Genomic DNA, 23,780 nt, shown 5'->3' with positions numbered 1-23,780 from the left:
CTAAAGAAATCGAAGCCATTGCACATAAAGCACAATGACTTATTCCCATATCATGAAAATGGAATGCCAGCCGATTTATTCAAGAAAGTCTTTTAAACGTTTACTGCGGCTAGGGTGGCGCAGCTTGCGAAGAGCCTTAGCTTCTATTTGCCTAATTCGCTCTCTGGTTACGCCGAACACTTTTCCGACCTCTTCCAGTGTCCTGGTTCTTCCATCATCTAAGCCGAAGCGCAGACGCAACACGTTTTCTTCACGATCTGTAAGTGTATCCAATACATCTTCCAGTTGTTCTTTCAGTAATTCGTAAGCAGCATGATCAGAAGGAGAAGTGGCTTCCTGGTCCTCGATAAAGTCTCCTAAATGAGAATCATCTTCTTCTCCAATCGGCGTCTCAAGGGAGACAGGCTCTTGGGCGATTTTCAAGATTTCACGTACTTTATCAGGAGTCAATTCCATTTCTTTTGCTATCTCTTCTGGTATTGGTTCCCTGCCTAAGTCCTGCAGTAATTGCCTTTGTACCCGAATCAACTTATTGATTGTTTCTACCATATGCACCGGAATCCGAATCGTTCTTGCCTGATCAGCGATTGCTCTGGTAATTGCTTGTCTAATCCACCAAGTGGCATACGTACTGAATTTGTAACCCTTACGGTAATCAAATTTTTCAACTGCCTTGATAAGGCCCATATTACCTTCCTGAATAAGATCCAGGAATAGCATTCCCCGACCGACATACCGCTTAGCAATACTAACAACTAATCTAAGGTTAGCCTCAGCCAATCTTCTTTTTGCCTCTTCTTCGCCTTCTTCTATCCGTTTGGCTAAGTCAATTTCATCGGTGGCAGATAGTAAATCTACTCGTCCGATTTCTTTTAAATACATGCGGACAGGATCATTAATCTTGATTCCTAGAGGAACACTCAAATCATTAAGATCAAATTCCTCTTCTTTTGAAAGTTGTTGCATACTCGGATCCTCTTCTGAATCTCCGATAACTTCTACACCTTGTTCATTCAGGTACTCATAAAACTCGTCCATCTGATCTGATTCCAACTCGAAGTTGGACAAACGCTCTGCAACTTCTTCATATGCTAACACCCCGCGTTTTTTTCCCAGCTCAAGCAGTTGATCCTTTGCTTGCTCCAGGGTGAGCTCATTTTCATTTTCTTTAGAACGTGATGGCTTGTTATCTGCCATGAGTCCCCCTCCTTCCAGACTTACTTCTATATCAATGATTTGAATTCTTTAATTGCTTTCTGATCTCTAAGATTTCCATGGCGATTTGGGCAGCCTTGACAGGTTCATTTTGTTTTTCAGCCATCTTTTGCTCCGCCTTTAGAGATTTAATTTTGGCTTCATCACTATGTTCATTACGGATAAGCCTAATATAATCATTAATCTCCCTATCGCTGATATCTTGATGGATAGGCATCATTGCAATTTCCACAACTAAACCTTGGATAGATGGATCAGGTAATTTCTCCACAAAATGGCTGACGTTAGGACCATGACCTTCCTCATAATGGGCATATAAATATGTGACAATCACTTGGTGATTCTCCACATTAAATGCTCCGCCCAATTCTTCTTTTACCTTCTCGGCTATCGTCCGGTCATTCAGCATGTATGAAATCAACTGCTTTTCTGCGTTATGGTAAGCAGGCAGCAGCTTTTTAGCTTTATAAGGAGCTTTTGCCATAATAGTATTGCTCTTTTGGCCTATCTTATCCTGCCTAGGGCCTATCTTTTGCCTTCTCGCCTGTATTTCTTGAGACAAAGTATCCATAGATAATTCAAATTCATTAGCTAACTCTTTTAAATAATGTTCCCTTTCCACTGGTCTTTCAATTAAGGCAACTTCATCAAGTACACTTTCAACATATTGTATGCGATCTCCTTCCAAATTTAGATTATAATCTCTTTTTAAGTATCTCATTAGGAAGGACATGTACGTGTCGCTTAAATCGATTACTTCCGTTTTAAAACGCTCACCGCCGTATTGTTGAATGAACTCATCAGGGTCTGTGCCATCAGGCATGTTGGCGACCTTAACTGTGCATCCAGCGTTTTTTAATATTTTGGCTGCCTTATAAGAAGCCTGGATACCGGCCTTATCTGCATCATAGCAAATAACTACAGTATCTACATATCTCCTAAGCAGTTTGGCCTGCGCTTCGGTTATCGAAGTACCCAATGTTGCCACGCCGTTAGTAACACCGGCTTTGTAGGCTGATATAACGTCTACATAACCTTCAAATAAAACGGCTTCTTCTTTTTTTCTAATATTGCTTCTTGCCAGATCAAAGTTATATAATAATTTTCCTTTATGGAATAACTCTGATTCAGGACTGTTGAGATATTTGGGTTCCTGATTGTTAATTGATCGCCCGCCAAATGCAATGCTTTTTCCTAGATGATTTCTAATGGGAAAGATAACCCTTCCCCGAAACCGATCAGAAATTTGCTGTTGATCATTCATGGACAATAGACCTGCCTTCACCATCGTTTGGGGATGAAAGCCTTTTTTTTCAAGGAATTGCACAATGAATTCCCTTGAACTTGGTGAAAATCCCAACTGAAAAGTATCTATAATATTATCTGTAAAACCTCGATCAATTAAATATTGATACCCTTCCTTACCTTCCTTCGTATGACGAAGTAAATGGTGATAAAGCTTGGTCAGCCATTCATATGCCCGCAGGACGTCCTGGTTTTCTGTGCTGACATTCTGCTGACTGTCTGAGGCTTGATAGCTTTCCGGCAAGGACAGCCCGCTCTTATCAGCCAAGTGCTTTAGTGCATCAAAAAAACTGTAACCTTCGATTTCCATAAGAAAGGTGACGGCATTGCCTCCCTTTCCACATCCAAAACAATGAAAAATCTGCTTGTCCTGTGTCACTGAAAAAGAAGGAGTTTTCTCACCATGAAAAGGGCACAACCCAAAATAGTTTCTACCCTGTTTCTTTAATTGAACGTACTCCCCGACTACATCGACGATATCATTTGATTTTCTGATTTCTTCAATCGTTTCTTCCGGGATTTGGCCACTCATTTAATAATCACCATGCTCTACGTTTATTCTATAAAGACTAAGAAAACCCTGCAAAATTCGACAATCTTTTTTAAAAAAATTTAACTTAGTGATTAATAAATAGTCTTGCAAATTAAATAGCTGGGTCATGCAAAAAGCTATCTAATCATAATGTAACCTTTGAATATGCAAATGAAACCAATCACGCTCTAGGAGGAATTAGTCAAAGCATCAAAAAGGGAAATGACTAGTTTGTTATTCTACATAAAGTAAAATAATCCTTCCTTTTTCCTATCTTTTTATTTTTCAGAATTTATTTACTATCCTGATAGGAAGAACGACGTAAATAAACTTTAATGAAATATATCATAGAAACATTTTTTCACAAAAATTAATTATAATACAGGAAAAAAGAAAATGCTAATATTTTTTCTTTTAATGACGAATAATTTGCGGTGCATGAGGAAACCCCTGCCGCCTATTTCATCATCGCAAGGGTTTCCGGGTCTCACATTACTCTAACTTATAAAGAAGAGTTTTTGGTTATGTTAAGAATAACATTAGCTGTTTCTTCTACTGCTTTATTTGAGACATTGATCACATGGCAGCCAATTCGTTCGACGACTGTTTCAAAGTGCTCCAGCTCTTGCATGATTCTATTCATATTGGCATAACTCGCCTGATTCCCAAGCCCTAATGCCTTCAACCGCTCTTTTCTAATATCATTGAGCTTTTCCGGACTGATTTTCAATCCTATGCAACGGCTTGGATCAACATGAAACAATTCTTCAGGCGGATTGACTTCAGGGACTATGGGGACATTGGCCACCTTCAGCCGTTTGTGGGCAAGATATTGGGACAGCGGCGTTTTAGAAGTCCTGGAAACACCAATCAATACAATGTCCGCCTTTGAAATTCCTCGTGGGTCCCGGCCATCGTCATACCTTACTGCGAACTCAATAGCTTCGACTCTTTGAAAATAATCTTCGTCTAACTTATGAACGAGGCCAGGTTCAAGCTTAGGCTTCTGTTTAAATACCTTTTCCATCGCATCCATCATCGGACCCATAAGATCAATACATTCCACACCCTTGGTTTTGCACTGGTCCAGAACATACTTTCTAAATGCAGGATTAACGAGGGTAAAACCAATAATCCCTCCATTATCACTAGCAAGTTGAATGGTTTCCTCTAATATTTCCATATTTTCAACATAAGGTACTCTGTGAAGTTCTAAATCCCGTCTATTGTCAAACTGGCTTAACGCAGCCTTTACAACCAGCTCTGCGGTCTCTCCAACAGAGTCAGACACTATATAAACGAAAGGTTTTTCCATTTGGCTACCTCCCTATCTCCTGCGATTCCCTGCTAATTCAACTAACGCCTTTGTCATATTTGACTTTGTAATTCTTCCAACTACCTGCAGTCCCTCTGGTGTTTGATCGACAACAGGCAAGCCATCAATCTGTTTCTCAATCAATTTGCTGGCAGCATCTAATAAATAATCATCTTTTTTACAGATAGCCACATTCGGCATTCTGGTCATAATGATATTCACCGGCAGACTGGCTAAATCCTGATTGCCAAGGCTCGCTCTTAGAAGATCTTTTCTGGAAACAACTCCTGTCAGTAACGCCGCCTCATCGATAACAAACAACGTCCCGACATCTTCTAAAAACATCGTACTAATCGCATCATAAACGGAATCATTTTCTTTTATCACGATGGGGATGGATTGATACTCCGCCACTGTTATTTTTTTAAGTTTGTCAGCAAGCAATTCATTTCCTGTTTTCCCTGTAAAGAAATAACCCACACGCGGCCTGGCATCAAGAAAACCAGCCATAGTAAGGACGGATAAATCAGGACGAAGGGTAGCTCTAGTCAAATTCAGTTGATCAGCAATGTGCTCCCCTGTAATTGGTCCGTGTGATTTAACAATTTCAATAATTTGCTGTTGGCGCTTTGAAAGTTCCATCCTTCCACCACCCTCCACTCCCATTGTGGCATGCTTTTATATTATAGACAAACAGAGATACCTTATAAACAGCGGACTGTTAATATTGCTGCTTCCATTGTACTTTTGTCAAGTCGGCATACGTTTGAATCATGATCGCAATACTGTTTAATAAGGCCAGCCGGTTGTTCTTTAGTGCTTCATCCTTTGTCATTACCATTGTATGATCAAAGAAACCATGAATCGGTTGGGCGAGTTCTTCAAGAAAATCCAGAGCTTTTTCAGCTTGACGAGCGGCTATCGCATTTTGATATTGATGTGTTACACGTTGATAAGCTTCATATAGCAGCCTTTCTGATTCATTTTCAAACAACTCGGTTTTAATACGGTCTGTTGTAGCTTTGTCTGCCAAATTAATCGCCCGGACTAAAGCTTCTTGTATCGTTTTAAAATTCTCATCCTGCCGCTTATCCTTTAATAACGATGCTTTTTCGAAAGTGAAATCAAAATAACCAATACCCGCATCCAATGTTGCCTCTATAACGTCCTGTTCGATATTCGCATCCTTCATTATAAAAGATGCACGATGTTTAAAAAACTCTTCTACATCCTTGATGATCTCCCGTTTCTCTCTTGTCGGGATGCCAATAGCTGCAAACTGTTGATACGTTGCTTCAATCAATTGTTCTAGGCGGATTGGCCATTCTCGGACTTTGATAATTTGCAATACTCCCATAGCTTGGCGCCTTAATGCATAGGGGTCCTGAGATCCGCTTGGGATAATACCAACAGATATACATCCAATGATAGTGTCCAGCTTATCCGCAACACTTACCAATGCACCTTCCACTGTTTTTGGCAGATTATCGCCAGCATGGCGCGGCATATAATGCTCATTTATCGCTGCAGCTGTTCTCTCGTCCTCTCCGAACAGGCTTGCATACCTTTCTCCCATGACACCCTGCAATTCAGTAAACTCATTAACCATATTGGTGACTAAGTCAAATTTACTTATTTCAGCAGCCCTGATTGCTCTCTGTCTAGTATTTGCTTCCAAGGCTAATAAGTCTGCAATACTTTCGGTCAGTCTTGTCACACGGTTAGTTTTTTCTGCTATAGTACCTAGCTTTTCCTGGAAAACCATACGTTCCAACTTTTTTAAATTGTTTTCAATCGTTTGCTTTTTATCTTCCTCGTAAAAGAATCTTGCATCCGATAACCTTGCTTTTAACACCTTTTCATTTCCTCGGGCTACCGTATCTAAATAACGATTATCGCCATTTCTGACTCCAATAAAGTTAGGCAGCAGTTTACCTGCCCTCGATCGAACTGGAAAATACCGTTGGTGCTCTTTCATGGAGGTAATTAACGCCTCTTCGGGAATAACCAGGAATTCCTCATCAAATGCGCCGGAAAAAACGGTAGGATATTCCACAAGATGCTTTACTTCATTAAGTAAATCTTGATCTACTGCGACTTGCCACTCATTCTTTGCTTGTAGCTGGTCTATTCCATCTCTTATCATCTTTTCCCGTTCCATTGGTTCCACAATGACATATTGTTCTCTTAATACCGCTTGATAGTCTTCCGCAGAACGAAGCTCTACTGATTCACCTAAAAAGCGGTGCCCGTAAGTAATGTTAGAGGAAGCTGTACCAGCAATCTCTAAAGGTATCACTTTATCGCCATACAAAGCAGCTATCCACCGTATCGGGCGTACATAACGAAGGTTCAAATCACCCCATCGCATACTCTTAGGAAAATTCAAATGAAGGATTACCTCCGCGAAATTGGAAAGTAAATCAAAGGTATGCTGGCCTTCAACAAATTTATTGACAAAGATATATTCTGTTCCTTTAACTTCTTTAGTATAGATATCTTCAACGGATTTTCCTTGCCCCGCAGTAAATCCGACGGCAGCTTTTGTCCATTCTCCTTTATCATCAAGGGCTATCTTCTTTGCAGGCCCTTTCGCCTCTTCCTCGATATCAGGCTGTTTCTCGGCAGCATTTTTAATAATCACTGCCAGACGGCGAGGCGTAACGAAAACAGATATATCTTCATACGGAACACGCAAGTCTTCTAGCCAGGCTTTCGTTTTAACTTCCAACTGATGTTTGGCTTCATCAAGGAAACGCGCTGGAATTTCTTCTAATCCGACTTCAAATAAAATATTAGTTGCTGTCATTTTTTGCTTCCCCCTCTTTCAACATCGGAAAACCTAAGCGCTCCCGCTCTTCCACGTAAAGTTTGGCAATCGCTCTAGCAAGGTTTCTTACCCTCGAAATGTATCCGGTTCTTTCTGTGACCGAAATAACTCCTTTGGCATCAAGCAAATTAAAAGTGTGGGAACATTTTAAAACATAATCATAGGCAGGGAAAACCAGTCCTTTTTCCATTGTCTGTTTTGCTTCTTTTTCATAGGTTGCAAATAGACCAAATAACATATCTGTATCCGATTCTTCGAATGTGTATTTGGAATGTTCAAATTCTGGCTGATAGAAAATATCCCCTACTGTCACACCGTCGTTCCACTCTAAATCGAACACATTTTCTTTATCCTGGATATAAGATGCCAGCCGTTCGATCCCGTATGTCAGTTCAACAGCAACCGGTTTTGCCTCCAAGCCGCCAATTTGCTGGAAATAAGTGAACTGGGTAATTTCCATGCCATCCAGCCATACTTCCCAGCCTAGCCCCGCCGCACCGAGGGTCGGGTTCTCCCAGTTATCTTCAACGAAACGAATGTCATGTTGTAATGGATCAATTCCTAGTGCTTGCAGAGATTGCAAATATAATTCCTGGATATTATCCGGTGAGGGCTTCATAATTACCTGGAATTGATGGTGCTGATAAAGTCTGTTCGGATTTTGGCCATATCTGCCATCAGCAGGACGGCGGGAAGGTTCAACGTATGCCACATTCCAAGGCTCTGGCCCCAAGCTCCTTAATAATGTCATCGGCGACATAGTCCCCGCGCCTTTTTCAACATCATATGCTTGCATCAGTATGCAGTTTTGGTCTGACCAATGCTTTTGCAAGGTTAATATCATTTCCTGGATATTCATTTTCTCATTCCTCCGATTTTCAAGATAACGCAAAAAAACCGTCCCTACGCCTCTTTGAGACGTAGGGACGGGGATAACCGCGGTTCCACCCTACTTGCCTTCCAAAACTTTCTGGAATGCCACTTTATACTATTGCTCAAGTGCGCCTTCCCCGGGTTTTTCTTTTCCAGCTTACACTGTCCTGGATTCGCTTGAAGAAAAAAGTTCCGAGTACTATTCACTATCTACGCAGTATGTAAATTTTGTATTAAACATACTGAAATTTACCCAATTTGTCAACAATTAAGCTAGCGGAGCAAATCAAGCTGTTTCAGAAATTTTTTAGATTTTATAAAGTAGCCTCCGTATTGTTCATAATATGCGTCCATTAACTGTAGTAACAATCGTTTGTTTTCTGGTTTTATGGAAATATTACCGACTCTTTCCATATCAATTGCCGAAAACATGGAAAATACCTTGGCAAGCTTCTCAGGAAGCTGGATTGCATGGTCATCTATATACCTGCATTTCGTACAAAGATATCCTCCTTCTTTAACCGAAAACGCATACGGACCCTGTTTATTCCCACAATTGACACATTCATGGAGCGTTGGAGCAAAGCCCGCTTTTTGGTAAATCTTTAATTCATAAATAATCGTCAATATTTCAGCATCTTTTCCTTCTGAAATCCAGGTAAATGTTTGCAGCAGCTGATGAAATAAAAAAGGATCATAATGCTTTGGCTCGATCAATTTGTCTGTCAGTTCAGCCAAGTATGTTGCATAAGCTGTTTTTACAATATCTTCTCTGATTGGCCGGAAGGAGTTCAACACTTCTCCCTGCTGTAAATTCCCTAAATTCCTTCCTGTTTGAAAGAGGAATTGACCGTGGATGAAAGGCTGCGTTATAGCAGCCATCCTGCTTTTTGGTTTTTTCGCCCCGCGGGCGACTACACCTGTTTTCCCACTTTCTTTTGTTAACAATGTCACAATTTTATGAGTTTCTCCATAATCCTGCGTACGCAGAATAATCCCCTCTGCTTTATCAAACAAAGCCTTCACCAATCCCTTTTATCAAAAGAAAATCTCTATTTGAACACATATAATGGTTTCTTAGACGATAAGCTTTAAATAGAAATTTTGTATCGCCGCAATGGGCGGCAACACCGAACCGTCCGCAAAGCGCTCAGTGCACGTGCTTCTTTCAAACGAAACTCCTGTACCTCCGTCCGATTTAAAAAACAGCAATTTCATACTGCTCAGCGCAGTTCCTTAATCTCCTTTGGCACAGTCCGATTCCTGCACAACTCTTTAAAGTGGTGCACTATACTTCATTGTCTACAGGTTTCTATCTAGTTCTTTCATTTCTTCGTTAAGATCTCTGGCTCCTGTTGATTCTTCATCGTAGTAAGTTTCCATTTCTTTCATTAGCAAATAGGTTTCAATGTTTCCTGTCTGACTGAATACTTTCCAAGAAAAGTCGATCACAAGAAACCCCACCTTTCTATTAACTTAATTATGTTTTGAAGAAATTCGTACTTATAGGATGACCTGCTCCGGACCGAAGCATGTGTTTAAATATTTACCATGTATGATTCACCGACCGTTCACAGCAAAAAGCAGACATTAATATTCGTTACTGTTAAATCCATATTCGTTTAACTGGCTTGGACGGTTGCGCCAATCTTTTTGAACTTTCACCCAAAGCTCCAAATAAATATTTGTACCGAGAAGCGATTCAATATCTTCTCTCGCACGCTGGCCAATTTCTTTTAGCATTGAACCTTGTTTGCCGATAATAATACCCTTTTGCGATTTCCTCTCGGTCACTACAGTAGCCTGGATAAAGACGCTGCCACCCTTGCCCCGTTCCTCAATGTTATCGATAACAACAGCAATCGAGTGAGGAATTTCTTCACGAGTCAACTGCAGTGCCTTTTCCCTAATCAACTCACTAATAATAAACCTTTCCGGGTGATCGGTAATTTGGTCCTCGGGATAATATTGCGGCCCTTCCGGTAAATGCTCCTTTAAAACAGCTAATAAGTGGTCTACATTATTTCCTTGCAGAGCGGATATTGGAATAATTTCTTCAAAATCATATTTATTTTTATATTGTTCAATTAGCGGAAGTAATTCATCCGGGTGGACTTGGTCTATCTTGTTGATGATCAAAAAAACTGGATTCTTAACATTTTCCAGCCTATCCAGAATAAATTGGTCTCCCCGGCCATATCCTTCTGCGGCATTTATCATAAACATGATTGCATCGACTTCATTTAGAGTATTCTCGGCGACTTTTACCATAAAGTCACCAAGCTTATGTTTTGGTTTGTGGATTCCTGGTGTATCTATGAATACAAACTGGGCATCCTTTTCCGTCAAAACACCTTGTATTTTATTTCTGGTAGTCTGGGGTTTATCGCTCATTATAGCTATTTTTTGGCCAATAACCCTGTTCATGAACGTTGACTTTCCGACGTTTGGCCTTCCGATTATTGATATGAACCCTGATTTGAATGTTTCAGCCATGTTGTTTCCTCCATTGTAATCTCGTTTGAATCCATCTTACGTTTCTTCTATTTTACTATAAAAACTCCCCCCTTTCATACTTTCGACAAAACCTCTCTAAAAAAGTTGTAATATATTAACAACACTGAAGTTCATGGAAAGTATGACCTGGTGTGAAAAGGAATTTTATTAGTTTGTTACGATCCGCAATAATTATTGATGATAAAATTCTACCAGCAGTAAAAAAACCTGACAACCTTCGAGGTGCCAGGTTTTTCCTATAATACCTCTTTCCCTTGAAGCGGGAGGTATTTTCATTTAAATTCACGCTAAATCATTAAATATAAAATAGAAATGCATTTATTTTTGGCAGGAATATAATCATTGCTACTAATAACGCAACAATTACTGCCAGTAATACTGCGCCTGCGGATATATCTTTGACTGCACCAGCAAGTGGATGGAATTCCGGTGAAAGATAATCCAGCAATCGTTCAATTGCTGTATTGACTACTTCTAAAGCAAGCACCAACCCAATCACCATTATGATAATGATCCATTCCACGGCTGATAACTGAAGTAAAGCCGCAACTATCAGCGTGAGCGCAGCAGCGCAGAGTTGTATTTGAAAATTTCTCTCGGTAAGTGCTGTTTTTTTCAATCCTCTGGCAGCATAGTTAAAACCAACAGTCCGCTTCTTTTTACTATCTTTGGAGTCCGAATTCATTCAATATTTCCTCTTGTCGTTGAAACATGATTTGTTCGTCTTCTTTCTTTATATGATCATAGCCTAATAAATGCAGAAAACCGTGCAGAGCCAGAAAACCGAATTCTCTTTGCAAGGAATGCTGGTACTCTTTTGCCTGTTCTACAGCTTTGTCTACAGAAATAACGATATCGCCAAGCACAAGCGGAATGTCCTCCCCAATAATCTTCATCTCACCCTCGCCGTCTTCCTGTAAAGCAAATGAAATAACATCTGTCGGATTGTCCTGCTGGCGATAATTTCGGTTAATTATTTGAATTCCTTTATTATCAACGAAATTCATCGACACTTCCGACTCTTTTGTCACGCCCTCTTTTTCTGCTGCGAATGATAGCAGCCTTTGTATTAAATCAATAGTATCTTCTTCTACTTGATTCGTTTCGTCATGAAAATCGATATGCATTAATTTGCCTCCTTTACTTCTTGATTTGTTGGATATTGGATACGGGAATGAAAAATTCCATTTAATGCTTCGCATACAGCCTGGCGGATTTTTTCTAATTCTTTAAAGGTTAGGGGAGAATCGTTAAGCTGGCCATCCATCAGTTTGTCATTAATAATAGAGCTTACTATCTCTGCAATCTTTTCTTTGGTAGGCTCTTTTAATGATCTAACAGCAGCTTCGACGGAATCACATATACAAACAATAGCCCCCTCCTGGGTCTTAGGCAGCGGTCCTGGATAACGGTAATCTGCTTCTTTTACATATTTATTTTGTTCTTTCGCTTTGAAATAAAAATATTTAAGTAAGCTAGTGCCGTGATGCTGTTCAGTTATATGAATGATTTCTTTAGGAAGTTTATGTTTTTTTAATAACTTCCCGCCCGCATAAGGGTGATTGATAATAATCCCAGCGCTTTGTTCCGGCTGCAGCATATCATGCGGGTTTGTAATCCCCATTTGGTTTTCGATAAAATAATGAGCCTTCTCTGTTTTACCGAGATCATGGTAATAAGCTGCGACCCTGGCTAGTAATCCGTTTGCTCCAATTGCTTCACAAGCAGACTCACTTAAGTTTGCTACCATTACACTGTGATGATAAGTGCCCGGCGCTTCGATCAAGATTTTTCTTAATAATGGGTGGTTGGGATTTGATAAGGTTAACAATTTGGTATCGGACAGAATACCCAGCCCAGTTTCAAAAAATGGTAACAGGCCAATCGTGAGAACTGTAGATAAAAAAGCTGCCACTGCTCCAAATCCCATATAAGTAAATACATCTGCCATGGAATATTTCTCAAATGAAAGAAATAAAAATAATAGTACAGTAAGTATGTGTACTAGGGTTATTCCTATTCCCGCTTTTAAAATAGCCATCCGATCCTTCAAATTGACTAAAAAGGCAATTCCAGCCAACTGGGAAAACAAGATAAAAATGCCAGCTTCCATGTTCAGTGAACCAGGAATTTCCGAGTTAAATATCAAACTCGCTAATATGGCATACATCATGGACAATACCAATGCCAACCGTTCATCGAGCAAGATTTTCAGCAGCATTGCTCCCGTGGCAGCAGGAACGATGAAAAACAACTGGTTCACAGAACCGGTGAATAAACTCGTCACCTTCATTACGGCTACCATCAAAACACTTATCAAAATTATCGAAGCAATCTTTCCTGCGTCCAGTTCCCTTTTTGCAGCGTAATTATTCATTTCATAGGAAATCATGGCTCCAATCAGCAAAATTAACAGAATTAAGCCAACTAACGGATAGACATTTCTGTCGTCACTTAACAAACCGACTAACTTCAATTCTTCGTATATTTCGTTAGTTATCGTTTGTCCTTCTGTGACAATTATTTCTCCAGCCCGTATCATGACAGGTTCCACATTACTAGAGGCATGTTTCTGGGCTTCCACCGTTTTTTCAGCATCATAAAATGAATTTTCAACAACGGCAAATTCGCTGATTAAATACAGAACTTCCTTCAAGCTGGCATCCAAGCTGGAATATTGTAATTTCTCTTTAATGTTATCTATCCCCGTCTGCATGTTTTCAGTAGTTACACCGTCATTCATTACATCGTATAAGGAAGTAGTCAACAACTCTTTGCCAAGCGATCGATGATTCGGGCTTGCTGTGATTAATTGAATTAAATCCTCTCTCTGGAGGGCATCGCTTATTTCCGGTGAAATCATTTGCTGCAGGTCTTGTGCTTTCTCTTTGTCGGAGACAGTATTACCGTCATCCCCGCTCTGGCCGGAATCATTCTCTTCCTCATCGATTTTGTCAATCGCTTCAAATAATTCATTGACATAGCCGACTCGTTCTTGGGTTATTTCGGTGGAAATTTCATACCTGTCCTCCACCGACTGAATGGCTGCTCTTCTTTCCCTTTCCGTTTCTTTTTCATTTTCTATAGAAAGCGGTGAGCGTATCGTTTCCTTCGCTTCGGTAAATCTTTCTATGCTATAAGTTTCTGTGTAAACATTAGAGATGGTGATCAGGAAGAAAAAAACACTTAGAAGCAAGGAGGCCAGGCTTATTCTAAACCACTTGTGTTGATAAAAGGGATAGTGCTTAAACCGATACCAATAATTCTTCATCACTTCACCTCTTTTTCTAAAGAGAAGTTTATATAGAAATAAGACCCGTTAATTTGGGTCTTAAATCTAGATTGCCGAAATCAATCTTCTTCATAAGCGTCAATGATCTTCTGAACAAGCGGGTGGCGGACTACATCAGACTGCTTAAGATAGATGAAAGATATTCCTTTTATAGAGGAAAGCCTTTGTTCAACAACCTTAAGTCCTGAAGTAACCCCTTTTGGCAGGTCGACTTGTGTAATGTCGCCTGTAATAACCATTTTCGAGCCAAAGCCAAGCCTGGTCAAAAACATTTTCATTTGGGCAGGGGTGGTATTTTGTGCTTCATCAAGGATAACAAATGCATCATCAAGCGTGCGTCCCCTCATGTAAGCTAAAGGTGCTATCTCAATCGTTCCTCTTTCGATCAGGCGTAATGTATGCTCATTTCCTAATACATCGTGCAGAGCATCGTAAAGAGGCCTCAAATAAGGATCTACCTTCTCCTTCAAGTCACCTGGCAAAAAACCCAGACTCTCTCCAGCTTCCACTGCAGGCCTTGTCAGAATGATTTTCTTTACCAACCCTTTTTTTAGTGCGGTTACTGCCATAACTACTGCTAAATATGTTTTTCCTGTGCCAGCGGGGCCTATTCCGAATACCAAATCATTTGATTTAATTGCATTGACATAGTTCCGCTGTCCCAATGTTTTTACACGGATTGATTTTCCTTTTGCATTTTTTGTGATTTCATCTTCAAATAATGTTTCGAACTGATCTATTTTTCCTTTTTTAGCCAAATCAACGGCATAAACAACATCACGTTCTGAGATAGTCAATCCTTTACGAACGATACCTAGCAAAGCCAACAAAATTTCTTCAATAAGCTTGACATCTTCCGAGCTGCCAGAGACACTTACCTGCTCACCTCTAGTGATGATGGAGATGTTCAGCTGTTCTTCAATTTGTTTTAAATGTCTATCTTCTGTTCCAAATAATGTTAGAGCTTCATTTGGATTTTCTAGTTGTAAATCGATCGTCTTTAAATCTTCAGGCATAATCAATCTCCTTGAGATATTGGTTGGATTTTTGATATATTTTCCTTCGCTTTGAAGTAAAGGATTAATTTAACTTTACCATTCTCTATTCGTTCGTGCAAAACTTTTTGAAAGGAGATATCAGCATCTCTTCCTAATTCTGTCTGCAACTGTTTGGATGCTTGATCAACAGCCGCTGACCTTGCTTCATCTTCCGTCCTCTTTTGTTGATACGATTCCTGTTCATGAACTTGTTCTTCCACAACAGATAGCGGTAATGTCCATTTAAAAAAGTAGATAGGTTTTATATTCGTTTCTTTATATGTTTGTTCGTAATCGGCATCCTTAAATCCCCACACAGGTATTTGGAGATTGCCAAGCTTTAGCCGGTATTTCGCATTGCTTTCACCTGTCAATACTTGATAACTCGTTTCAAGCGGAATCGTTGTTTTCACTCTGTACCAGGTTTCGGCGAAAATATCACCTTCTGCACTAACTAATTGCCCATTCTTGCTATCCGCCGCATCGTCCTTATCTGCATTTTTGTCTTCCTGCTCTTTTTTATCATTAAGTCTTCCAGAAACCAATACTTGTCCAGCTTCGACGACGTCATTAACTTTTACTAACGGAAGCCCTTTAGCAACAAACATATCGACTATCACACCTTTTTTGGCGGCAACAATGTTACTGGGTCCTGTCGCTTTCTGTTCTTCGACAATCGATTTCTCGACGGCTTCTAACTGATAGGTTGTCCCTTTTTCGGTCACACCAACCCATAATAATTCCGGAAGGTCGTCAAGCAGACGCTTCTGGATGGCAGCCGGAGTGCCTAAGGTAAACTTCAGGGCTCCAGGCTGTATGCCATATGCGTCAAGTTTTTGCGAAATTTTCTTTTCAATTTCCGGGTGAACGCCTTTTATCTCTACATCCCAAACGATATTGGATAAAAACACAACAAATAAAAAACTCAACAATAAACCTGCCACAAAAGGTTTTTGGCGAAAAATCTTTTTGATCAAAAACGGCAGCCCTCTCCTGGATGGAAACGAAAGCTTATATACGGTTTTCCTGCGGAGCACTTTAAGTGAAGGTATATCACTTAAGCGGATATTGCCGAGACACTCTGTATCATTTATTTTTTTCACATTCCAGACAGTTATTCCTTCTCTTGCACAAAGGTCGAAAAATAGTTCGGGATGATGGCCCGAAGCTTTTACAGTAACTGATCCAGTAAAAAAAACATCTTGAGTATGTTTCATAACTGCCTCCTTACCATTAGATAGCATCTTGTCATGTTAATCATCTATAAATCTCAGTTCTTTAATTTTTCCTTCCAGAAGAATCTCCTCAGGCAGCATCATTTTCAACACGAAATTTTCCCCCGCTATCCGTAGGTGGCCATCCTTCATACGCAAACGAAGCTCAGTATCCGAAAACAGAATGAGTCCCTTATGGTTTTCTATATAGGCATGTAATTGGCCAATGGTAGTGATTCTAGGCAGTTCGAGGATAACATCGGAAGGAAGTTCAAGATGTTTTGTAAACATGTTCTCGATGCGCTGTTTCCATTTTTTCACCCAGGATGCCCCCTCTCACATCATATGTATGAAAGAAAAGATCAGATAAGAACAGTAATATGCTTACCGAAGAAGTTCAGTCAGCAGTACTGGACGCGGATATTCTCAATCAATGACTAAAAGATTCAGAAAGAACAAAAAACCCTTTCGCCTAATGGCGAAAGGGTTTTTTTCTGGATTATTTAGTTTGCTGACTTCTCTTATAAGGACGTAAAGCCCGAGGTTGGCCAAGTACTTCTGCCATTACAACACTTCCAGCTATCCCATTTCTGGATAGGTTTCTCCGTATCGATAATTCAGAAGAGGAACCATTTGACCTGCTGGCTTTGTTCCGATCCTCTTTAACTGAAGAGGTTCGTTCTGTCCGACTATTATCATTTATAGACGCTCCTTGATTAATCTCGGAGCGATTAATGTTCGTCTGGCCAGTTTTTAACTCGGACATTTTTTCTCTCTTTTTTTCGTAATAAGTTTGTGCTCGGGATTCCTCTCCTGCTTCCATCGCATGTTGCTCAGGATTGCTCTTCCTGGTTTCGGTCTGGGCTGGCCCAGGAGTAGTCTGAGGAGGCTTAGGAACTGGTTGGCCATTGTTCTCCTCTGAATCCTCGTTTTTAAACATCCCAAACAACCACCCAACCACAGCAATAAGTGGAATTATAATGCCTAATAAATCTTCCATCAACAATCCTCCTTAACCGGAGCGTGGGAATTAATTATTTTTCATCATCTTCTTCTTGAGACAGTTTTCCGATTGTGTCACGCATATCCGTATCGGCATTTATGTTTTTATAATTCATATAATCCATGACGCCCATATTACCGGAACGCAACGCTTCTGCAAGAGCAAGCGGTACATCTGCTTCAGCTTCAACAACCTTCGCACGCATTTCCTGCACTCTTGCAACCATTTCCTGCTCTTGAGCCACAGCCATCGCACGACGTTCTTCTGCTTTTGCCTGAGCAATATTTTTATCTGCTTCAGCTTGGTCTGTGGATAGATTAGCACCAATATTTTTGCCGATATCTATATCAGCAATATCAATGGATAAAATTTCAAACGCCGTTCCCGCATCAAGGCCTTTGGAAAGTACGTTATGAGAAATCGAATCAGGGTTTTCTAATACTTTGGTATGGCTGTCAGAGCTACCGATCGTACTGACAATGCCTTCTCCGACTCGGGCGATCACTGTATCTTCTCCCGCGCCACCGACAAGGCGGTCAATGTTAGCGCGAACAGTAATTCTTGCTTTTGCTTTCACTTCAATTCCATCCATCGCTATACCCGCAATAAAAGGAGTTTCAATTACTTTTGGATTAACACTCATTTGAACTGCTTCAAGCACGTCACGGCCTGCTAAGTCAATTGCAGCCGAGCGCTCAAAAGTAAGTTCAATATTGGCCCTTTGAGCCGCGATTAAAGCATTAACTACTCTGTCTACATTACCTCCAGCCAAATAATGGCTTTCCAACTGGTTGGTATTAACGTCCAGTCCTGCCTTATGTGCTTTGATTAATGGGTTGATAACCCTTGATGGCACAACTCTTCTCAAACGCATTCCAACTAAAGTGAAAATACTGACACGAACCCCGGCAGCCAGTGCACTAATCCATAGCATAACTGGAATAAAAGTAAATAGTATAGCAACTACTATTATAATTAGTCCGATAATAATAATTGGTAATAAATCTGCTATTGTCATTTTTCATCCTCCTGTGTTAAGTGATTTTTTATTTGTCTTACCACTATTCGCGAGCCTTCTGTCTTAACTATTTTAACTGGGCTGTCCTTCTCAACAAACGCACCTTCTGTAACCACATCCAGTCGTTCATCATTGAATACAGCCGTCCCGGAAGGGCGCAGCATTGTCAGCGATTTGCCTTCAAGGCCGATGAGGTCCAGCCTGTTTATCGATGAAACATACCCTTGTTCGGTTGTAGTGGCGTCCTTTAAAATAATGTTTTTGAAAAAGCCCTTTTCCAACCCGATTGTTTTAAATAAAATTACAGAAACAATAATCGAGACTATTAAGGCAATCCCAATACTCATTGCCATGTGGCCCATATCAGCAGAGGACATAAACAAGGCACCAACCACAGCTCCTATGCCGAGAAGACCGATAATTCCTCCAGGAACGAAAAGTTCGACGATTATCATTATTATACCCAGCACTAGTAAAATAATAGCTTCATATCCTGCAAGTCCTGCGACAATATGTCCATAGAAAAACAGCACAAGAGATAATAAACCGATAGAACCGGGAATGCCAAACCCTGGTGAATATAATTCCACGATCAAACCGATACTTGCTAGTGATAGCAAAATAGGCACGACTACAGGATTGGTTAAAAACCTGGCTATTTCCTCCGCCAGTGTGGTCTCGGTTTCCACGAGCTCTGCACCCTGCAATCCTAACTTAGCCAAAAGCTCTGTACGATGGTTGACAACCGCTTCCGCATAGCCAACCTCGACAGCCATTGTTGGCCCGAGCGTCAGAAACTCGCCTTCAGGCGCCCCATATTCCGGTAAGTCAATGGCTGGGTTGGCCATTGCTTCCGCGTAAAGGGGATCTCTGTCTTTAGATGTTGCTGCACTTTTCATAGAAGCTATCCAAGCCGACTGTGCTTTTTTATCAGCGGCTGTCCCATCTGAATTTATAACACCGCTAGCTCCCATGGTTGCTTGAGGTTTCATATAAATATTATCAGTGTTCAATGCTATGTATGAACCTGCAGATAGCGCTTCGTTTGTAATAAATGCAGTAGTTGGTATCTCTACATTTTGAAGCATCTCAGCTATTTGCCCCGCTGCATCTACTCGCCCGCCTGGTGTATCAATCTCAAAGACAATGTGATCTGCATTTTCTTCCGCGGCTTCTTGTGTAGTCCTCTGCAGAAATGCTTCAAGCCCTCGTTCTACTTCCTTTTCTACAGGTATGATATAGACAAGCTTTCCTTCCCCTTCTGCAGCCTGAACAGCAGGAATGTGAAATAGATGCGTAAGCAGGCATACGGAAGCGCCGGCCATTAAAACGAAAGCACTGATTATTTTTTTGTTCACCAACTATCCCCCTTTCTAACTCTTCAAGTTTATATACGAATTGCTGGCCTGGTATGTTTCAGTTTAACACAATTCATAGCTAACATTTAGTATACCTTTCTATTATAAAAAATTCACAGAAAAATATGTATGTAAAAAACAACCCCCTGCTTTATTGGCAGGGGGTTGTTTTTTTATGCGCTCACTTGTTTAATTACATGTTCATTAAGACAAATGTTTGGAGACAAGCTGGTTCACTTGGGAACCGTCGGCTTGCCCTTTAACTTTAGGCATGATCGCACTCATTACGGTGCCCATGTCCTTTTTGGAAGTTGCGCCAACTTCTGAAATAGTTGCTTGAACAATTTGCTCAAGCTCTTCTTGTGAAAGCTGTTTCGGCATATATGCTTGTAAAACTTTTATTTCATCATCAAGTTTTTCTGCAAGATCATCGCGTCCAGCTTCTTTAAATTCTTGGAGGGAATCTTTTCTCTGTTTTAATTCTCTTGATAAAACAGTCAATTCTTCTTCTTCAGATAATCCGTCTTTCCCAAGTTTAATAGCCTCATTCTGTAACGAAGCCTTAACCATGCGAATGACACTTAAGGTTTGTTTATCCTTATTTCTCATTGCCTGTTTCATGTCTTGGTTCAGACGTTCAGCTAATGACATATCTCTTTGCACCCTCTTTATTACTTACGCTTTCTAGCAGCCTCAGACTTCTTCTTGCGACGCACGCTAGGTTTTTCATAAAATTCACGCTTACGGTATTCAGACAATGTACCACTTTTAGATACACTGCGTTTAAAGCGACGAAGAGCATCTTCAAGAGACTCGTTTTTACGAACGCGAGTTGTGTTTGACATGCAAATTTCCCTCCCTCCGAAGCATACAACCAGTTTGTGCGACATATGTACCCTTACATATGCCTCCCGCCAATTATAATATATTGGCTTTTTCTGGTCAACTTATTTTCCCATAGATTCCTTAATATTTGTAAATAACCTCTGTGAATTTGCAATTCATTACAGATGCCCCTGTATTTGATGTCCACGGTTATCTTTTTTAATCATGTTTGCCAGGCGTGTCCATATAATATATGGAGGTGAGTTGTTTGGCTGATTTTTTATCATTATCTGCTGTATTTCTAATGTTGTTTTTTCTAGGTTTCCAGGTTTTGCGGACAGGCTTATACCAGCTAACTTTCACAAAAGTCGAAACGCTCCTGGCAGAGATGACCCAGAACCACTATATAGGTATTATGACAGGTCTTCTGGCAACGGCTGTATTACAAAGCAGTTCATTAATTATGATCTTAACAATAAGCTTTGTCAGTGTAGGTTTATTGACCTTCAAGCAATCATTGGGAATTATTCTCGGTGCCAATATCGGAACAACAATTACCGGTGAGCTGCTGACCTTCAGCCAGTATATCCCTGAGTGGGGATTTGTTGTCCTTGGTTCACTTTTTTTGCTTTCTAATATGCGGGTTTTGTTTGGTCTGGGTACCATTTTGTTTGGAATAGGGTCCATATTTATTGCTTTAAACGGTTTTGAATCCCTTGCTCCTCTAATTATTGAACTGCCGATCTTATCAGATGGGATAAAATATACCGATTTAAACCCAGAGATAGGTGTTCTTGTAGGTATGTTTTTTAGTGGAGCTATTCAGTCATCCAGTGCAACCACAGGGATAACCATGAGTTTTTTAAATGAGGGATTGATCAGCATGGCCGCCTCAATTGCCATTATCCTTGGCGCCAATATAGGAACTTGTCTTACCGCTGTGCTTGCAGCCTTAGGCACAAAAAAACAAGCAAGCTTAACGGCTATGGCGCATGTATGGTTCAATATTTTAAGCGTTCTTCTGTTTCTCCCTTTTTTAACGGGATTAAGCACGCTAGCCGAGTATCTTTCCGTTTATCCAATTAAACAGCTCGCCCACATTTCCGTGTTATTCAATGTAGCCTCTGTACTTCTCTTCCTGCCATTTATTGGCGTATTTGAGCGGTTTATCCTTAGGTTACACGGTAATAAACCATAAAAACCCAAAAAAAGAGCGCCTGTCCGAAGGGAAGGGCTCTTTTCCTATTATTAGTAATCGCTGTCGCCTTGTTCACCTGCAATGATTTGTACTCCTGAGCTTGCTCCAATCCGAGTAGCTCCAGCTTCTATCATTGCTTCTGTAGCCTCCCGGTCGCGAACACCGCCAGATGCCTTCACTCCCATTTCATTTCCTACTGTTTTTCTCATCAATGCGATATCTTCAACCGTTGCACCGCCTCCTGAAAAACCAGTAGAAGTTTTAACGAAATCAGCACCAGCCTGTTTTGCCAATCGGCATGCTTCGATTTTTTCGTCTTCCGTTAGTAAAGCAGTCTCAATGATCACCTTCGTCAAAGCTTTATTATCAGCTGCTCTGGTTACAGCCTTAATATCCTGCTCTACTGTTTCCGTGTCACCAGACTTCAGGGCTCCGACATTGATTACCATATCTACTTCTGTTGCTCCATTCTTTATTGCTTGCTCTGTTTCAAACACCTTTGTTTCGGTAGTGGTTGCTCCTAGCGGAAATCCGATTACCGTACAGACTTTAACATCAGTAGCTTTTAACTGTTCGTAACAATGGGACACCCAATATGGATTGACACAAACCGAAGCAAATCCACTGTCTTTTGCTTCCTGGATGATTTGGTCTATTTTCTGTTTGGTGGTGTCTGGCTTAAGTTGCGTATGATCAATCATTTTCGCTAGTTTTTTTTCCATAAATATCATCCCTTTCGTTGTACGTACCTCTTTGCTAATCATAGCATTTACGGCTATAGATTACCAAACAATCTACAGAAAAAGTGTATTTGAGTGGTAACGCGTTCTTTTTCTGGGGAAATAAGTCTTCAAGCAAAACAAGAAAAACCCGGGGCGAACCGGGTTTTTCTTATGAAATATTAGCTTTTTGGTTCATATTCGGCTCGTCCATAACACGGACAAATTGCCCTTCACTGTAAGGATAGCCAGCCTTTACTATTTTCACTCTTACGATTTTACCAATCATATCATCAGCTGCTTCGAACTTTACCTTTAAGTAGTTATCTGTGTATCCTACAAAGATGTTGTCTCCAGCCTGTTCATCAAATCGCTCTTCCGGAATTACTTCCAGTACTTCTCCTTCATATTGGGAAGCGTAAGCTTTCGCCTGCTGTTCGGACAGCTCAATCAACTTATGGACACGTTCATTTTTGATTTCATCTGCTATTTGATCAGTCATCCGTGCTGCCGGTGTCCCAGTACGCCTGGAGAAAGGAAACACATGAAGCTCAGAATAGCCGATTTCTCTAATAAAGTCATAGGTTTCTTGGAATTCCGCTTCTGTTTCTCCCGGGAAACCTACAATCACATCGGAAGTGATGGCCAAGCCTGGAAGGGCCTGCTTGATTTTTTCGATTTTCCCTCTATAAAAATCAGTAGAATACTTCCTTCTCATCCGTTCTAAAACAGTATCTGAACCAGATTGAAGTGGAATATGAAGATGGCGGACGATTTTTTCAGACTGGTCCAGCACTTCGATAACCTCATCCGTGATTTGACTTGCTTCAATGGAAGAAATACGTATCCTCTTTAACCCGTCAACTTTCGTTTCAAGTTCCCTGAGTAATTGGGCAAAGTTATAATCTTTCATATCCTCGCCATAACCAGCTGTATGAATACCCGTCAAGACGATTTCCTTATATCCGGCATCCACTAACTGTTGTGCCTGCTTCAAAACATTCTCGGGTTCTCTTGACCTTAACAACCCCCGGGACCATGGAATGATACAAAACGTACAAAAGTTATTGCAGCCTTCTTGAATTTTTAAAGAAGCTCTAGTCCTGTCGGTGAAAACCGGCACGTCCATCTCCTCGAATACCCGGTTTTTCATAATATTAGAAACACCATTTATTGGCTGGCGGTCCCGTTTATGTTCCTCGATATATTCAATCATTTTTTCACGATGCTGGGTACCAACAACTACATCCACTCCTGGAATTTCCATGATTTCGCCAGGAGAGGTTTGGGCATAACATCCAGTCACACAGACTACCGCTTCAGGGTTTTTGCGAACAGCCCTTCTGATTACTTGTCGGCTTTTTTTATCACCGGTATTGGTCACAGTACAAGTATTAATAACATATACATCGGACTGATGGTCAAAATCGACACGATCATATCCTTGTTCCTTAAACTTTCTCCAGATTCCTTCTGTTTCATAATGATTTACTTTACAACCTAATGTATGAAAAGCCACTGTAGGCAAT

At 40.6% G+C, this 23,780-nt stretch carries 23 protein-coding genes; 1 reads left to right on the top strand and 22 read right to left on the bottom strand.

Going from position 1 to position 23,780, the window contains the following annotated elements; all coding sequences use genetic code 11:
* Positions 1 to 75: 75 nt before the first annotated feature.
* From rpoD to rpsU, 20 genes are all read right to left on the bottom strand, one after another.
* Positions 76 to 1,197: an RNA polymerase sigma factor RpoD gene (rpoD, locus tag BLR93_RS16405; protein WP_093216956.1), complete on the bottom strand. Its 1,122-nt coding sequence runs from the start codon at positions 1,195 to 1,197 to the stop codon at positions 76 to 78.
* 31 nt (positions 1,198 to 1,228) lie between these two features.
* A complete protein-coding gene (gene dnaG / locus BLR93_RS16400) occupies positions 1,229 to 3,052 on the bottom strand; it encodes a DNA primase (RefSeq protein WP_093216954.1) in 1,824 nt (607 codons plus the stop codon).
* Positions 3,053 to 3,554: 502 nt separating this feature from the next.
* Positions 3,555 to 4,367, bottom strand: coding sequence for a pyruvate, water dikinase regulatory protein (locus tag BLR93_RS16395; protein ID WP_093216951.1), 813 nt, complete (start codon positions 4,365 to 4,367; stop codon positions 3,555 to 3,557).
* 12 nt (positions 4,368 to 4,379) lie between these two features.
* A complete protein-coding gene (gene ccpN, locus BLR93_RS16390; protein WP_093216950.1) occupies positions 4,380 to 5,009 on the bottom strand; it encodes a transcriptional regulator CcpN in 630 nt (209 codons plus the stop codon).
* A gap of 79 nt (positions 5,010 to 5,088) precedes the next feature.
* Positions 5,089 to 7,176 carry a glycine--tRNA ligase subunit beta gene (glyS, locus tag BLR93_RS16385; RefSeq protein WP_093216947.1) on the bottom strand — a complete coding sequence of 696 codons (2,088 nt, stop codon included), beginning with the start codon at positions 7,174 to 7,176 and terminating at the stop codon, positions 5,089 to 5,091.
* Positions 7,163 to 8,056 carry a glycine--tRNA ligase subunit alpha gene (gene glyQ, locus BLR93_RS16380; protein ID WP_093216945.1) on the bottom strand — a complete coding sequence of 298 codons (894 nt, stop codon included), beginning with the start codon at positions 8,054 to 8,056 and terminating at the stop codon, positions 7,163 to 7,165. The genes glyS and glyQ overlap by 14 nt, the downstream gene beginning before the upstream one ends.
* 287 nt (positions 8,057 to 8,343) lie before the next feature.
* Positions 8,344 to 9,096, bottom strand: a complete 753-nt coding sequence (gene recO, locus BLR93_RS16375) for a DNA repair protein RecO (RefSeq protein ID WP_342720727.1) — start codon at positions 9,094 to 9,096, stop codon at positions 8,344 to 8,346.
* A gap of 276 nt (positions 9,097 to 9,372) precedes the next feature.
* The gene (locus tag BLR93_RS16370) at positions 9,373 to 9,522 is read right to left on the bottom strand and encodes a YqzL family protein (protein WP_093216940.1); all 150 of its coding nucleotides are present in this window, start codon (positions 9,520 to 9,522) and stop codon (positions 9,373 to 9,375) included.
* Between the two features lie 138 nt (positions 9,523 to 9,660).
* Positions 9,661 to 10,566 (bottom strand): GTPase Era, encoded by a 906-nt coding sequence (gene era / locus BLR93_RS16365; protein WP_093216937.1) that lies wholly within the window; start codon positions 10,564 to 10,566, stop codon positions 9,661 to 9,663.
* Positions 10,567 to 10,882: 316 nt separating this feature from the next.
* On the bottom strand, positions 10,883 to 11,272 hold the full coding sequence (locus BLR93_RS16360; protein ID WP_093216935.1) for a diacylglycerol kinase family protein: 390 nt from the start codon (positions 11,270 to 11,272) through the stop codon (positions 10,883 to 10,885).
* Positions 11,250 to 11,714, bottom strand: a complete 465-nt coding sequence (ybeY, locus tag BLR93_RS16355; RefSeq protein WP_093216932.1) for an rRNA maturation RNase YbeY — start codon at positions 11,712 to 11,714, stop codon at positions 11,250 to 11,252. Before ybeY ends, BLR93_RS16360 begins: the two co-directional genes overlap by 23 nt.
* Positions 11,714 to 13,858, bottom strand: coding sequence for an HD family phosphohydrolase (locus BLR93_RS16350; RefSeq protein WP_093216929.1), 2,145 nt, complete (start codon positions 13,856 to 13,858; stop codon positions 11,714 to 11,716). Before BLR93_RS16350 ends, ybeY begins: the two co-directional genes overlap by 1 nt.
* 80 nt (positions 13,859 to 13,938) lie before the next feature.
* Entirely contained in the window at positions 13,939 to 14,895 is a 957-nt protein-coding gene (locus tag BLR93_RS16345; protein WP_093216927.1) for a PhoH family protein, read from the bottom strand.
* A gap of 2 nt (positions 14,896 to 14,897) precedes the next feature.
* Positions 14,898 to 16,133 carry a sporulation protein YqfD gene (gene yqfD / locus BLR93_RS16340; protein ID WP_093216924.1) on the bottom strand — a complete coding sequence of 412 codons (1,236 nt, stop codon included), beginning with the start codon at positions 16,131 to 16,133 and terminating at the stop codon, positions 14,898 to 14,900.
* Between the two features lie 36 nt (positions 16,134 to 16,169).
* Positions 16,170 to 16,451 carry a sporulation protein YqfC gene (gene yqfC / locus BLR93_RS16335; protein WP_245690182.1) on the bottom strand — a complete coding sequence of 94 codons (282 nt, stop codon included), beginning with the start codon at positions 16,449 to 16,451 and terminating at the stop codon, positions 16,170 to 16,172.
* 178 nt (positions 16,452 to 16,629) lie between these two features.
* Entirely contained in the window at positions 16,630 to 17,130 is a 501-nt protein-coding gene (locus BLR93_RS16330; protein ID WP_093216922.1) for a hypothetical protein, read from the bottom strand.
* Between the two features lie 34 nt (positions 17,131 to 17,164).
* Entirely contained in the window at positions 17,165 to 18,151 is a 987-nt protein-coding gene (gene floA / locus BLR93_RS16325; RefSeq protein ID WP_093216918.1) for a flotillin-like protein FloA, read from the bottom strand.
* Complete coding sequence (locus BLR93_RS16320; RefSeq protein ID WP_093217172.1) at positions 18,148 to 19,476, bottom strand: NfeD family protein; 1,329 nt, start codon at positions 19,474 to 19,476, stop codon at positions 18,148 to 18,150. The genes floA and BLR93_RS16320 overlap by 4 nt, the downstream gene beginning before the upstream one ends.
* 237 nt (positions 19,477 to 19,713) lie before the next feature.
* Positions 19,714 to 20,160 carry a GatB/YqeY domain-containing protein gene (locus BLR93_RS16315; protein WP_093216915.1) on the bottom strand — a complete coding sequence of 149 codons (447 nt, stop codon included), beginning with the start codon at positions 20,158 to 20,160 and terminating at the stop codon, positions 19,714 to 19,716.
* A 20-nt stretch (positions 20,161 to 20,180) separates the two neighbouring features.
* On the bottom strand, positions 20,181 to 20,354 hold the full coding sequence (gene rpsU, locus BLR93_RS16310; RefSeq protein WP_067837072.1) for a 30S ribosomal protein S21: 174 nt from the start codon (positions 20,352 to 20,354) through the stop codon (positions 20,181 to 20,183).
* 248 nt (positions 20,355 to 20,602) lie between these two features.
* On the opposite strand from rpsU, the gene BLR93_RS16305 reads away from it, so the two are divergent.
* The gene (locus BLR93_RS16305) at positions 20,603 to 21,532 is read left to right on the top strand and encodes a Na/Pi symporter (protein WP_175559400.1); all 930 of its coding nucleotides are present in this window, start codon (positions 20,603 to 20,605) and stop codon (positions 21,530 to 21,532) included.
* A gap of 50 nt (positions 21,533 to 21,582) precedes the next feature.
* On the opposite strand, the gene deoC is transcribed toward BLR93_RS16305, so the two are convergent.
* Together deoC and mtaB are read right to left on the bottom strand one after the other, a co-directional pair.
* Complete coding sequence (deoC, locus tag BLR93_RS16300; protein ID WP_093216910.1) at positions 21,583 to 22,254, bottom strand: deoxyribose-phosphate aldolase; 672 nt, start codon at positions 22,252 to 22,254, stop codon at positions 21,583 to 21,585.
* A gap of 169 nt (positions 22,255 to 22,423) precedes the next feature.
* Positions 22,424 to 23,779, bottom strand: a complete 1,356-nt coding sequence (mtaB, locus tag BLR93_RS16295) for a tRNA (N(6)-L-threonylcarbamoyladenosine(37)-C(2))-methylthiotransferase MtaB (RefSeq protein ID WP_093216907.1) — start codon at positions 23,777 to 23,779, stop codon at positions 22,424 to 22,426.
* Position 23,780: the final 1 nt, after the last annotated feature.

This window comes from Sediminibacillus albus, assembly GCF_900101125.1.
Lineage (GTDB): Bacteria > Bacillota > Bacilli > Bacillales > Amphibacillaceae > Sediminibacillus > Sediminibacillus albus.
The sequence above is the reverse complement of the archived record's forward strand: the minus strand, read 5'-3'. Positions and strand labels throughout refer to the sequence as shown.